12 protein-coding genes are annotated in these 11,478 nt (G+C 66.9%); 5 read left to right on the top strand and 7 right to left on the bottom strand.

The window, feature by feature from the left end; translation table 11 throughout:
- Positions 1-67: 67 nt before the first annotated feature.
- Positions 68-1,165, bottom strand: a complete 1,098-nt coding sequence (mltB, locus tag HGR_RS01400; RefSeq protein ID WP_006296258.1) for a lytic murein transglycosylase B — start codon at positions 1,163-1,165, stop codon at positions 68-70.
- A gap of 445 nt (positions 1,166-1,610) precedes the next feature.
- Here mltB and HGR_RS01390 point away from each other — a divergent pair, with 445 nt between their 5' ends.
- Positions 1,611-2,078, top strand: coding sequence for a RidA family protein (locus HGR_RS01390; protein ID WP_006296256.1), 468 nt, complete (start codon positions 1,611-1,613; stop codon positions 2,076-2,078).
- 38 nt (positions 2,079-2,116) lie between these two features.
- Here HGR_RS01390 and HGR_RS17930 read toward each other — a convergent pair whose 3' ends face one another.
- The 6 genes from HGR_RS17930 to HGR_RS01360 form a co-directional block, all read right to left on the bottom strand.
- Complete coding sequence (locus HGR_RS17930; protein WP_006296255.1) at positions 2,117-3,778, bottom strand: methyl-accepting chemotaxis protein; 1,662 nt, start codon at positions 3,776-3,778, stop codon at positions 2,117-2,119.
- A 168-nt stretch (positions 3,779-3,946) separates the two neighbouring features.
- Positions 3,947-4,420 carry a 2-amino-4-hydroxy-6-hydroxymethyldihydropteridine diphosphokinase gene (folK, locus tag HGR_RS01380; protein WP_006296253.1) on the bottom strand — a complete coding sequence of 158 codons (474 nt, stop codon included), beginning with the start codon at positions 4,418-4,420 and terminating at the stop codon, positions 3,947-3,949.
- Positions 4,417-6,132: a polynucleotide adenylyltransferase PcnB gene (gene pcnB / locus HGR_RS01375; RefSeq protein WP_006296252.1), complete on the bottom strand. Its 1,716-nt coding sequence runs from the start codon at positions 6,130-6,132 to the stop codon at positions 4,417-4,419. The genes folK and pcnB overlap by 4 nt, the downstream gene beginning before the upstream one ends.
- Positions 6,133-6,136: 4 nt before the next feature.
- Positions 6,137-6,820, bottom strand: a complete 684-nt coding sequence (locus HGR_RS01370; RefSeq protein WP_006296251.1) for an HAD family hydrolase — start codon at positions 6,818-6,820, stop codon at positions 6,137-6,139.
- 58 nt (positions 6,821-6,878) lie between these two features.
- A complete protein-coding gene (hda, locus tag HGR_RS01365) occupies positions 6,879-7,574 on the bottom strand; it encodes a DnaA regulatory inactivator Hda (RefSeq protein ID WP_006296250.1) in 696 nt (231 codons plus the stop codon).
- A complete protein-coding gene (locus HGR_RS01360; RefSeq protein WP_006296249.1) occupies positions 7,571-8,689 on the bottom strand; it encodes an AI-2E family transporter in 1,119 nt (372 codons plus the stop codon). The genes hda and HGR_RS01360 overlap by 4 nt, the downstream gene beginning before the upstream one ends.
- A 123-nt stretch (positions 8,690-8,812) precedes the next feature.
- Here HGR_RS01360 and purM point away from each other — a divergent pair, with 123 nt between their 5' ends.
- The 4 genes from purM (at position 8,813) to HGR_RS01340 (ending at position 11,393) form a co-directional block, all read left to right on the top strand.
- Entirely contained in the window at positions 8,813-9,862 is a 1,050-nt protein-coding gene (purM, locus tag HGR_RS01355) for a phosphoribosylformylglycinamidine cyclo-ligase (RefSeq protein WP_006296248.1), read from the top strand.
- A 34-nt stretch (positions 9,863-9,896) separates the two neighbouring features.
- Positions 9,897-10,445 carry a cysteine hydrolase family protein gene (locus HGR_RS01350; RefSeq protein WP_006296247.1) on the top strand — a complete coding sequence of 183 codons (549 nt, stop codon included), beginning with the start codon at positions 9,897-9,899 and terminating at the stop codon, positions 10,443-10,445.
- A 58-nt stretch (positions 10,446-10,503) separates the two neighbouring features.
- Positions 10,504-10,758, top strand: a complete 255-nt coding sequence (locus HGR_RS01345; protein ID WP_006296246.1) for a DUF1272 domain-containing protein — start codon at positions 10,504-10,506, stop codon at positions 10,756-10,758.
- A gap of 167 nt (positions 10,759-10,925) precedes the next feature.
- A complete protein-coding gene (locus HGR_RS01340) occupies positions 10,926-11,393 on the top strand; it encodes a Spy/CpxP family protein refolding chaperone (protein ID WP_006296245.1) in 468 nt (155 codons plus the stop codon).
- Positions 11,394-11,478: the final 85 nt, after the last annotated feature.

Raw genomic sequence — 11,478 nt, 5'->3', positions numbered from 1 at the left:
AAAGTGATTTGATGCAAATCAAATCTTCATGGCAAGCCCTGGCGGGATTCGTATGCCCCGCTTGCGTCTACATTCGGGTGGATTTGTCCTCGCTGGCGGCTTCGCGGGCCGCGTTTTCCCTCAGCGGACTTTCCCTGGCCGGACTTTCCCGGCCCCGCACACGGTTCGACGCCATGGCCTGGCCGACGGCCTCGCCCAGCTCGATCACAGCCAGCGCGTAGTAGCTGCTCCAGTTGTAGCGGGTCACGGCGTAGAAATTCTCGGTGCCCGCCACATAGCTGGGCGAGTAGTCGCCGTTCTGCAGTTCGACCAAGGCCAAAGGCCCCTCGTGCTGGCGTGCGTCGTGCCCCAGCAAGACCCCCATGGCGGTGAACTGCTCGACGGCAAAGGTGGGCTTGATGTCCGGCGCCAGCAAGAGCGGAAGGTCCAGCAAGGCGTAGTCGAAACTGACGGCGTAATGCGTGGGCATGCCGGGTTTCCAGTTGAAGGACTTGAAGTAGTTGGCCACCGAACCAATCGCGTCGGCCACGCTGCCACTCAGGTCCACCCGACCGTCCCCATCGAAATCAACGCCGTAGCGCGCCCAGTTGGAAGGCATGAACTGGGGAATGCCCAAAGCGCCCGCGAAGCTGCCGCGCAGTTGGAAAGGGTCCAGCTTGGCGGCATGGCACTTCTTGAGAAACGCCGCCAGCTCGTCGCGGAAGAAGGCCGTTCGGGCGGCGGCGCGGGGGTGCGCCGCGGGGAAGTCCAGCGACAAGGTGGTCAGCGCCTCGATGACGCGGTAGTTGCCCGTGTTGCGCCCGTAAAAGGTCTCGACGCCGAGGATGCCGACGATGATTTCTGCCGGCACTCCGTACTGGGCCTGCGCGCGCGCGAGCAAGGCTTCGTGCTTGCGCCAGAACTCCACCCCGGCACCAATGCGGTCGGCCTGCAGGTAGTTGCCGCGGTACTGCTGCCAGTCGCGCGCCCGACTGCCGGGAGAAGGCGGCAGCACCCGCTCCATGGCCTGCGGCACTTGGCGCACCCGGGCGATCTGGCGGCGCACCCAGGTCTTGTCCAAGCCATGTTGGGCGGCGATCTCATCGGCCAGCTTCATCGCGTCCGCGCGCTTGGCGTAACTGGGACCACTGCCATCCACCCAGGAGGGCAAACGCCGCAGCGGCACGGTCGGCGCGATGCGCGGCGCACTGACCGTGCCCGCGACCGAGGCGGAGGCCGTGTGGGGGCTAGGAATCGAGGTGGGGATAGGGGTGGGGGTGGAGGTTGTCTGCTTCTGTGTTCCCCCAGCCACGCCCTGCGCCTGGAGTGTCCCAGCGGCGCAGAGGCAAGCAGCGATGGCCAGCCGCCACGGCGGCGTCACAGGCCGGGGGGGCAAACTGGAGTACGACAGGAACGACAACAGCGGCACGGACAACGAGAAAAACGGGGAAAGCGGGCAAAGAAACACTGCGAACGGGCGGCCCCCGATTGTCGACGGGAATCGGCCGCACCGCCAGTCTCCAGGGCAAATTTAGCAGCGCGGCGCTGGACCGCGCAGGCATCTTGCACAATCCAGCCTCGCATCCCGGACGTCTTTCCAAGCCGTCTTTTCTCACCCACGGATTTGTCCCATGAGCATCACCGCCAAACTGCAGCAACTCGGCATCACCCTCCCTCCCCTGGCAATTCCCGCCGCCGCCTACCTGCCGTATGTGCAAACCGGCAAGCTGGTCTTCCTGAGCGGCCACATCGCCAAGAAAGATGGCAAACCCTGGGTCGGGCAACTGGGCAAGACCATGGGCACCGAGGAAGGCAAGGCCGCCGCGCGCGCCATCGCCATCGACCTGCTGGGCACCTTGCAGGCCGCCTGCCAGGCCAACGGCGGCGACCTGAGCCGCGTCGCGCGCATCGTCAAGGTGATGTCCCTGGTCAACTCCACGCCAGACTTCACCGAGCAGCACCTGGTGACCAACGGCGCGAGCGAGCTGTTCGTGGAGATTTTTGGCAGCCAGGGCGCGCACGCACGCAGCGCCTTCGGCGTGGCGCAGATTCCGCTGGGCGCCTGCGTGGAGATCGAGCTGATCGCCGAGCTGGCCTGAGGCCTGAGGCCTGAGCCCCCGGGCGGCTCAGCCGCCCCTCAGACAGACGACCCGACGCGCGCTTGCAGCACCGGCAGTCTGGCCGCGGGAGGCAACGCCCCTGGGTGGCCGCCGGAGCGATCAACCGCCGGCAGGGCGGCCTGGGTTGACCCCGCCCCCGTCAACTTGAACACCGCCACCGCGCGGGCCAGTTGCCCTGCTTGCTCGTGCATGCTGTGGGCGGCGGCGGCGCTTTCCTCGACCAGCGCGGCGTTCTGCTGCGTCATCTGGTCGAGGTTGGTGATGGCCGAATTCACCTGGGCGATGCCCGCGCTCTGGTCGTTGGCCGCCGCGGTGATCTCGCCGATCACGTCCGTCACGCTGCGCACCGACTGCACGATTTCGTTCATGGTGTCGCCCGCCTGAGCCACCAGGCGCGCGCCGGCGTCGACGCGCTCCACGGAAGCACCAATCAGCGCCTTGATCTCCTTGGCGGCTTCCGCGCTGCGCCCGGCCAGGCTGCGGACTTCGCCGGCCACCACCGCGAAGCCCCGGCCCTGCTCGCCCGCCCGCGCGGCTTCCACCGCGGCATTCAGCGCGAGGATGTTGGTCTGGAAGGCGATGCCGTCAATGACGCCAATGATGTCGTTGATGCGCCGGCTGCTGGCGTTGATCTCGTCCATGGTGCTGACCACCTCATGCACCACGGCGCCGCCCTTTTCGGCGACGGTGGAGGCCCGCGCGGCCAGCGAGGACGCCTGGCGCGCGTTGTCCGCGCTGTGCTGGACATTGCTGGTGAGCTGGGCCATGGCCGAGGCCGTGGATTGCAAATCGGTCGAGGTCTGCTCGGTCCGCATGGACAGGTCGTTGTTGCCGTTGGCGATCTCGGCGCTGGCGCTGCTGATGCTCTCGCTGCTCTGGCGCACCTGCCTGACCATGTTGGCCAGCGATTCGTTCATGCGCGCCAGCGAGCGCATCAGCTTGCCAAACTCGTCGCCCCGCGTCACGTTGATGTGCGTGCTGAGGTCGCCCTCGGCGATGCGCGCGGCCAAGGCATTGGCTTCCTCAAGCGGCTGGCGGATGGAGCGGATCAGCCAGGCCGCGCCGACCAGCACGAGCACGATGAAGAGCACGATGAACCCGCCCGCGATCTTGAGGGTCAGGGCGCGCGACGCGCTCACTTCCTCGGCATAAGCGAGTTCGGCCCGTTGCTCGACGTCAACCATCTCCCGCAAGGCCGCCACGTAGCTCTGGACGGCGGGCACGTACTGCTGATCCAGCAGGGTCTGCGCCCCGTAGCTGTCCCCGCCGGTCTTGGCGGCGAAGGTGGCCTCGCGTGCCTTCAGCACGGCTGCGCGCAAGGCCATGATCCTGTCAGTCTGCGCCTTCTCCTCGGTGCTGAGGGAAGCGCTTTCGATGACCTTCTCGATCTGGGAAATGCGCTCCGATGTGGCCTTGATCTCCTTGGAGAGGCGCTCCTCCACGCTGGGGTCGAAGGTCTGGATCATGGCCACGGTCCGCACGGCATTGGCTTCGGTCAAGCCGGCCCAGGCACTGGCGGCGCGTCCGCGCTCGTTCAGCGCTTTTTGCATGGCATCGCTCTCGGCCTGCAGGCGCGCCGAGCGCACCGCCGCGAAGGACACGAGGGCCAACAAGGTCACGATTGTCACCGCCACGCTGACCCAGAGTTTGGTGGCGACCTGCATGTTCTTGAAATTCATCCAACAGCTCCTGCGTGAAACGTGACCTCCGATGAGGCCACGCTGGCTTGGGCAATCCTAAATAGTGATGTGCGCGCCGAGAGCGCCCCCCATGGTCCCAATTTTGCACCGCATGTGTATCGCAACCGTTACAAACCGGGGTGTCAGGCGCCTGCGGTGTGCGAAAGTTCAGGCCCAGCGCTCGATGCGCTGGTCCGCGACCCGGGCCAGTTGACCGGCATCGACCCTCTCGGGCGCGATTTCGGCCAAGGGCAGCAGCACAAAGGCGCGTTCGTGCATGCGCGGGTGCGGCAAGGTCAGCACCGGATCGTCCTGCCGCAGCGTGCCGTACATCAGCAGATCCAGGTCCAAGGTGCGCGGTGCGTTGCGGTAGGGGCGCTGCCGGCCCGCGGCCTGTTCCAGCCGCTGCAGCTCGGCCAGCAGTTCTAGCGGCGCCAGGGCCGTGTCGAGCCGGGCCACGGCGTTCCAGAAATCCGGCCCCTGCGCGTCGACCGGAGCGCTGCGGTAGAGGGAGGAAGCCCGCACCACGCGGGTGGCGGGCAGTTGATCCAGCTGGGCCAAGGCCTCTTGCACTGTCTGACGGGCGTCGCCCAGATTGGCGCCCACGCCAACGTAGGCGGTGTGCGCCGGCCCAGCGTTCACGCGCTGCCGTCCGGGGCGGGATCAGGGCCGCCGTCCTCGCGCCGACCCGCGGGGCGCCTGCGGCGGCGGCGCCGCTTCTTCGCGGGAGCCGTGGCGTCGGCCGCATCCCCCAAGTCGGAGGCAGCGCCTTCTGGCGTTGCGTCGGACGCCTCGTCGTCGTCCCCATCGTCAGGGTGCCGACGCGCGGGGATCGAGGTCCCTTCGGGCGGCGGTGCGCGGCGCATGCCGCCGCGCGGCTCAGCCGACTTGGCGCTGGCGCGGCCCTGGGAGTTCTTTTGCTGCTGCGACCTGGCCTGCGCGATCAGGTCGTCGCGCTCGGCGTCGCTGGCGGTGCTGAAGGCTTCCCACCAATCGGCCAACTCGACGGGCACCTCGCCCACTTCGGCGCGCAAGCGCATGAAATCGAAACCGGCGCGAAAGCGCGGCTGCTCGACCAGTCCATAGGGACTGCTGCCCACGCGCTTGTCGAAGCGCGGCTGCATCAACCAAATTTCGCGCATGTCCGCGCCCAACTTGCCACGGCCCGACACGTCGCCGATGCGCGCGTCGAACACCTCGTCGATCGCGTCTTGCAAGGCGGCCTGCGGGGCTTGACGCTTCAGACGCGCGGACCAGCCGTCGTGCACGTCGGCCCAGAGCACGCTCGCCAGTAGGAAGCTCGGCGCCACCGGTTTGCCCTCGCCCACCCGGCGGTCGGTGTCTTCCAGGGCAGCGTGCACGAAAGGCTGCTGCGCGCGCTCGACGACGAGGTCCAGCAAGGGGTAGATGCCGCGCGCCAGGCCCAGCTTTTCCAGTTGCGCCACCGTGGCCAGCGCATGGCCGGTCTGCAGCAGCTTGAGCATCTCGTCGAAGAGGCGGCTTTGCGGCACGTCGGCCAACAGGCTGCGCATGTCCTTCAGCGGCCGGCCGGTGCCCGCCTCCAGCTTGAAGCCGAGCCCGGAAAGCTTGGCGGCGAAACGCACGGCCCGGATGATGCGTACCGGGTCTTCGCGGTAACGCGCGGCCGGGTCGCCAATCATGCGCAGCACGCGCTTCTTGGCGTCCTTGAAACCGCCGTGGTAGTCCACCACGATCTCCGTCTCGGGGTCGTAGTACATGGCGTTGATGGTGAAGTCGCGCCGCGTGGCGTCCTCGTCCTGCGGACCCCACACGTTGTCGCGCAGCACGCGGCCGGAGGAATCCACCGCGTGCTTCATGCCGGCGAGCTCACTCTTGCTGGTGCGCTCATTGCCCTTGACCTGCTCGGCGGCGGCATTGTCGAGGTAGGCGCGGAAGGTCGAGACCTCGATCACCTCGCTCAGGCCCTTGTCCTGGCGCCCACGGCCATAGACCACGTGCACGATGCGAAAGCGCCGCCCGATGATGAAGGCGCGACGGAACAAGGCTTTCACCTGCTCGGGCGTGGCATCGGTGGCCACATCGAAATCCTTCGGGCGCAGGCCCAGCAGCAGGTCGCGCACCGCGCCGCCCACGATGTAGGCCTCGTGGCCCGCGTCCTGCAGGGTGCGCACGACGTCCAGGGCGCGCTTGTCGACGAGGTCGGGGTCGATGCCGTGCTTGGCATAGGGAATCTCGTGGCGCTTGCCGAAATCAGGCCTGGGCGCGCCCGTGGCGCCACGCGCCTCCTTGGCCGCCGCCTTTTTCGAAGCCGCGGGGACCGTGGACTTGGCGTCGCCACGGCCCAGGAGCTTGTCGATGAGTTTTTTGATCATGCGGTCAGAACAATTCAAGGATGGGCCAGCCCCGCGTCCGCGCCACATTGCGCAGCCGATCGTCGGGATTGGTCGCCACCGGATGGTCGGCATTGTCCATCAGGGGCAGGTCATTGATGGAGTCGGAGTAGAAGGTCACCTCCACCGCCTCGCGGGCCAGACCGCGCTCGGTCAGCCAGTCGTTGAAGCGGGTGACCTTGCCTTCTCGGAAGGATGGCACGCCTCGGATCTCGCCAGTGATCCAGCCCTCTGGCCCCTGCGAGTCGCGTTCCAGTCCCACGGCGATCAAATGCTGAACCCCCAGGCGCTCGGCGATGGGCGCGGTCACGAACTCATTGGTGGCGGTGATGATCAGCAATTCCTCGCCGGCGCTCCGATGGCGCTGCAGCAAGTCCAGGGCCTGCGGCAGGATGGCCGGGGCGATGACTTCTTCCATGTACTGATCGCGCGCGGCCAAGGCGCGGGCGGGTCCTTGCCGGCGGACCGCCTCGGTGGCGAAGCGGATGTACTCGTGAATGTTGAGCGTGCCCGCCTTGTACTGCTCGTAGAAGACGTCATTGCGGCGGATGAACTCGTGCGGGTCGGTCCAGCCCAGGCGGGTCGTGAACTGGCCCCAGGAAAAATCGGAGTCCAGCGGCAGCAGCGTGTGGTCGAGGTCGAACACCGCCAGTCGTTTCTTGTCTTTCATCGTCATGGTTCTCTTCGGGCAGCGCCCAAGGTCATGCGCCCGCCCGCTTGGGCAGCCATCAGGTTTCTTCCAGCATGGCCTTCAACAGGGGAATCGTGATGGGGCGCTGGGCGCGCAAGGCATAGCCGTCCAGCTGATTCAGCAGCTCCATCAAGCTGCCCAAGTCGCGCGAAAAGCGCGTCAGCATGAAATCGGTGACCTCCTCGCCCAGGGACAAGCCGCGCCATTGCGCCGCCCCTCGCAGCACGGCACGCAACTCGGCCTCGCCCAGCAGCTGCAAGCCGTGCACATGACCCCATCCGAGGCGGGTGCGCAAATCCTCGCGCAACGTCAGGCCGACCGGTGGCGCATCGCCCGCGGCCAGCACCGCCATCCGGGACGCCTGGGCATGCACGAACCAGTTGAAGGCCACATGCTGCAGTCCCGCAGTGTACAGGTGCACGTCGTCCATCAGCACGGCCGACCACGCCTCGTCAAAGGGCGGCGCCTCTTCCATGCCCGCGTCCAGCCAGCCCACGCCCGCACCCCGAGCCTGCAGGGCCTCGCGAGCAGCCTTGAGCAAATGGGTCTTGCCGCTGCCGGCTGGGCCCCACAGGTAGTCGGGCACGGGCGCGCCGGCGCGGGCCCCCTCCGTGCCGTCGGCGCTTTCGGCCCACGCGCGCAGATGGCTCAGAACCACCTCGTTGGGGCCGGGCAGGAAATTGGCGAAGGTCGGCCCGTCGGCCACCCGGATGTCCAGCGCGATTTGCTTCATGCCTTGTCCGCGCCCGACCCATCCCGGTACAGGCTGCTGCCGTGGTAACTGCGCCGCAGGCGCCGCGCAGCCACCAGCAGCACGGCGCTGACGGGCAAGGCCACGAGGATGCCCACGAACCCAAACAGCTGACCAAATGCCAACAGGGCGAAGATCACCGCCAGCGGATGCAAGCCGATGCGCTCGCCCACCAGACGCGGTGTGAGGTAGAAGCTCTCCACCAACTGCCCCAGGCCGTAGACCACGGTCAGCATCAAGGTCACCCGGCCCAAGCCGCCGTCCATGCCACCGAACTCCAGCAGGCCCGCCAACAGCGCCAACAACAAGCCCACGCCGAAGCCCACATAGGGTATGCACACCGCCAGGCCGGTGAAGATGCCGATGGGCAGCGCCAGGTCCAGACCGAACAAGGACAATCCGATGCTGTAGTACACGGCCAGCACGATCATGACCAAAAGCTGCCCACGCAGGTAATGGCCCAGCACTTCGTCCGCCTCGTGCACGAAGCTGTCGCACGCCGCGTGCAGGCGCGGCGGCACCCATTCGCGCATCAGGCGCAGCAGGCGCTGCCAATCCAGCAGCAGGTAGTACAAGGCGACCGGGATCAGCACCAGATGGCCCAGCAGGGTCAGCGCAAGGCTGCCCCCGATCTGCAGGGATCGCATCAGCGAGGCCATCGAATCCTCGAGGTTGCCGCCCAGATGCTTCATCAGCACGGATTTGAGCCCGGCCAGATCGAGGGAGACCGTCACCCCGAGTTGACCGAGCCAGGGTTGCACCGCGACATTGAGGCGGTCCAGCAGCGCCGGCAGCTGCTCGCGCAGCAAGGGCCATTCCCGCACGAGCACCGGCACGAGCAGCAGCAACAGCCCCAGCACCAGCAGCAAGGCCAGCAATTCGACCAGCAGCACCAGCAGCCAACGCGGGAAGTCCAGGCCCGTCAGCTTGCGCGCGCCCCGATGGAGACGCTCGACCACCGGCCCCAGCACATAGGCCAGCACCGCCGCCAACGCGAACGGCGTGAGCACCGGCCCCAGCAGCCACAGCGCGAGGACAAAAGCCAGCACGATGGCGCCCCAGATCAGGGTGTTCTTGGCAGGGGTGGAAAGCGGCATGAAGAAAACGGGAGTCGCGACAGCGCACCTTTAGAATTGCGTGTGACCGGCCTGTCGTCCGGAACGAAACGCGAATTTTATTCGCCTCACCCCGCCCCCCGATTTCACCCTTTTCCCTCCCCCATGAGCACCACTCCCCTCTCGTACAAAGACGCCGGCGTTGACATCGACGCGGGTGACGCGCTGGTTGAACGCATCAAGCCGCTGGCCAAGCGGACGATGCGCGAAGGGGTGCTGGCCGGCATTGGCGGCTTTGGCGCGCTGTTCGAGGTCTCGAAGAAGTACAAGGAGCCGGTGCTGGTTTCCGGCACCGATGGCGTGGGCACCAAGCTCAAGCTGGCGTTTGAGTGGAACATGCACGACACCGTGGGCATCGACCTCGTGGCCATGAGCGTCAACGATGTGCTGGTGCAAGGCGCCGAGCCCCTGTTCTTCCTCGACTACTTCGCCTGCGGCAAGCTGGACGTGGAAACCGCCGCCGCCGTGGTGGGCGGCATCGCCAAGGGCTGCGAGGACTCCGGCTGCGCCCTGATCGGCGGTGAAACGGCGGAAATGCCCGGCATGTACGCCGACGGCGAGTACGACCTCGCGGGTTTCTGCGTCGGCGCGGTCGAGAAATCCAAGATCCTGGCGGGCCAGCACGTTCAGGCGGGCGACGTGGTGCTGGGCCTGGCGTCCAGCGGCGTGCACTCCAATGGCTACTCCCTGGTGCGCAAGTGCATCGACCGCGCGGGCTGGAACCTGCCCCTGACCCTGGACGGCAAATTGTTCAAGCAAGCCCTGATGACGCCCACGCGCCTGTACGTCAAGAACGTGCTGGCCGCGCTGGCCCAGCACCCCGCGTCCTCGAGCGGTGGCATCAAGGCCTTGGCCCACATCACCGGCGGTGGTCTGCTGGAGAACATCCCGCGCGTGCTACCCCCCGGCTTGGCGGCCCACCTCAAGAAGGGCAGCTGGCCGCAAACCGAGCTGTTCGCCTGGCTGCAACGCACGGCGGGCATCAACGACCACGAGATGAACCGCACCTTCAACAACGGCATCGGCATGGTGGTGGTCGCGGCGGCGTCCGACGCGCAGGCCGTGGCCACCACCTTGCGCAGCCTGGGTGAGACGGTGCACGAGATCGGCGTGATCGGAGCGCAGGGTTCGGGTGCGCAGGTGACCGTGGGCTGAGACGACGGACCTAAGCATTCCAGGGAACATCCGCATGAACACCTGCCTGATCGTGATCGACGCCCAGGAATCCTTCCGTCATCGCCCCTACTACACTGCCCAAGACACGCCCGCTTACCTGGCCGCGCAGAACGCGCTGATCGCCGAGGCCCAGGCCCGCAACATCCCCATCGTGCGCGTCTTCCATGTCGATGGCCCGAAGCAAAGCAGCAACCACTTCGCGCTCGAATCGGGTTACGTGCGCCCCATCGAAGGCCTCGCCGACTTCGAGGCGGCGGCGACTTTCCACAAATCACGCCACAGCGCGCTCGTCGGCACGGGGCTCGAAGTCTGGCTGCACCAGAACGGCATCCAGCGCCTGCTGATCAGCGGCATCCGCACCGAGCAATGCTGCGAAACCACGGCGCGTCATGCCAGCGACCTGGGCTTTCAGGTGCGCTATGTGCTGGACGCGACCTTGACCTGGGACATGACCCAGCCGGACGGCACACCCTTGACGGCGGCGCAGATCAAGGCGCGCACCGCCACCGTGCTGAAGGACCGCTTCGCCGAGATCTGCGACGTGAAACAGGCCTGCGCCTAAAGGGCGCGGCAAGCACGCAGCAGCACCATCCACCTCAACACGTCTCAAGGAGCCCGTCATGTTGCAACTGCGCCCCAACTGTGAATGCTGTGACCGGGACCTGCCGCCGGAGTCGACCCAGGCACGCATCTGCTCCTTCGAATGCACCTTCTGCGCCGACTGCGCCCAGGAACGGCTGGGCGGTCACTGCCCCAACTGCGGCGGTGAACTGGTGCAGCGCCCGCGCCGCCCCGCGACCAAACTGGCCAACAACCCGCCCTCCAGCACCCGGGTGTTCAAGCCGCAAGGCTGCGCGCCAGCGCCGGCCGGCTGAACCAGCCGACCTTGATCCGCGCGGCGATTGAACGCGCGAAGACCTGCCGCGCTGCGCCGGACGAGTGCTGAAACAAACCGAAAAAAACCGAAACCGCGCCGACACCACGCGGCAGCGCCGCGCGGGCACCATGCCGTCATGTTCAACCCTGACGACAAGGAAATGTCATGAAACCCTGGATCAAGCGCTCTCTCACAGCCTTCGCGGGCATCGCCGTGGTCATCGGCGGCCTCACGGCCTGCGCACGCGACGCCCACGAGCACGGCCCCATGGACGCCGCGCGCATGACCGAGATGCGCGCCAAGGTGATTCAGCGCGTCACCCGCGAGCTGGACCTCACGATCGAGCAACAACAGAAGCTCAATGCGCTAGCGGACAAGCTGCAAGCGCAGCATGGGGCCTTGATGGGCCAGTCGACGAACCCGCGCGCCGACATGCAAGCCCTGGTGGCCGGTGAAAAGTTCGACCGCGCCCGTGCCCTGGGTCTGCTCGACGAAAAAACCCGCGCTGTGCAGGCCCAAGGTCCGCAGGTGATCGCCGCCTTGGCGGATTTCTACGACAGCCTGAATGCCAAGCAGCAAGCCGAAGTCCGCGAGCACCTCGGTGAGCGCAAGCGCTGGTTCTCGCGCGACTGATCGCGCGGCTTGGGGAACGGATCGAGGGCGAGGTCAGCCCCGCCCGAGTTCAGCGCCGACGCGACGGAAGTCCGAGCGTCGGCGC

The sequence above is a fragment of the Hylemonella gracilis ATCC 19624 genome (assembly GCF_000211835.1).
In the GTDB taxonomy this organism is placed as follows: Bacteria; Pseudomonadota; Gammaproteobacteria; order Burkholderiales; family Burkholderiaceae_C; genus Hylemonella; species Hylemonella gracilis.
Note: the sequence above shows the minus strand (reverse complement) of the source record. Positions and strands in the feature narration are given on the sequence as shown.

Bases quoted from the DNA above. Each gene is read 5' to 3' on its own strand.
- HGR_RS01390 (WP_006296256.1), top strand. From the start codon at position 1,611: ATGAGCATCACCGCCAAACTGCAGCAACTCGGCATCACCCTCCCTCCC.
- HGR_RS17930 (WP_006296255.1), bottom strand. From the start codon at position 3,778: ATGAATTTCAAGAACATGCAGGTCGCCACCAAACTCTGGGTCAGCGTG.
- pcnB (WP_006296252.1), bottom strand. From the start codon at position 6,132: ATGATCAAAAAACTCATCGACAAGCTCCTGGGCCGTGGCGACGCCAAG.
- HGR_RS01370 (WP_006296251.1), bottom strand. From the start codon at position 6,820: ATGAAAGACAAGAAACGACTGGCGGTGTTCGACCTCGACCACACGCTG.
- hda (WP_006296250.1), bottom strand. From the start codon at position 7,574: ATGAAGCAAATCGCGCTGGACATCCGGGTGGCCGACGGGCCGACCTTC.
- HGR_RS01360 (WP_006296249.1), bottom strand. From the start codon at position 8,689: ATGCCGCTTTCCACCCCTGCCAAGAACACCCTGATCTGGGGCGCCATC.
- purM (WP_006296248.1), top strand. From the start codon at position 8,813: ATGAGCACCACTCCCCTCTCGTACAAAGACGCCGGCGTTGACATCGAC.
- HGR_RS01350 (WP_006296247.1), top strand. From the start codon at position 9,897: ATGAACACCTGCCTGATCGTGATCGACGCCCAGGAATCCTTCCGTCAT.
- HGR_RS01345 (WP_006296246.1), top strand. From the start codon at position 10,504: ATGTTGCAACTGCGCCCCAACTGTGAATGCTGTGACCGGGACCTGCCG.
- HGR_RS01340 (WP_006296245.1), top strand. From the start codon at position 10,926: ATGAAACCCTGGATCAAGCGCTCTCTCACAGCCTTCGCGGGCATCGCC.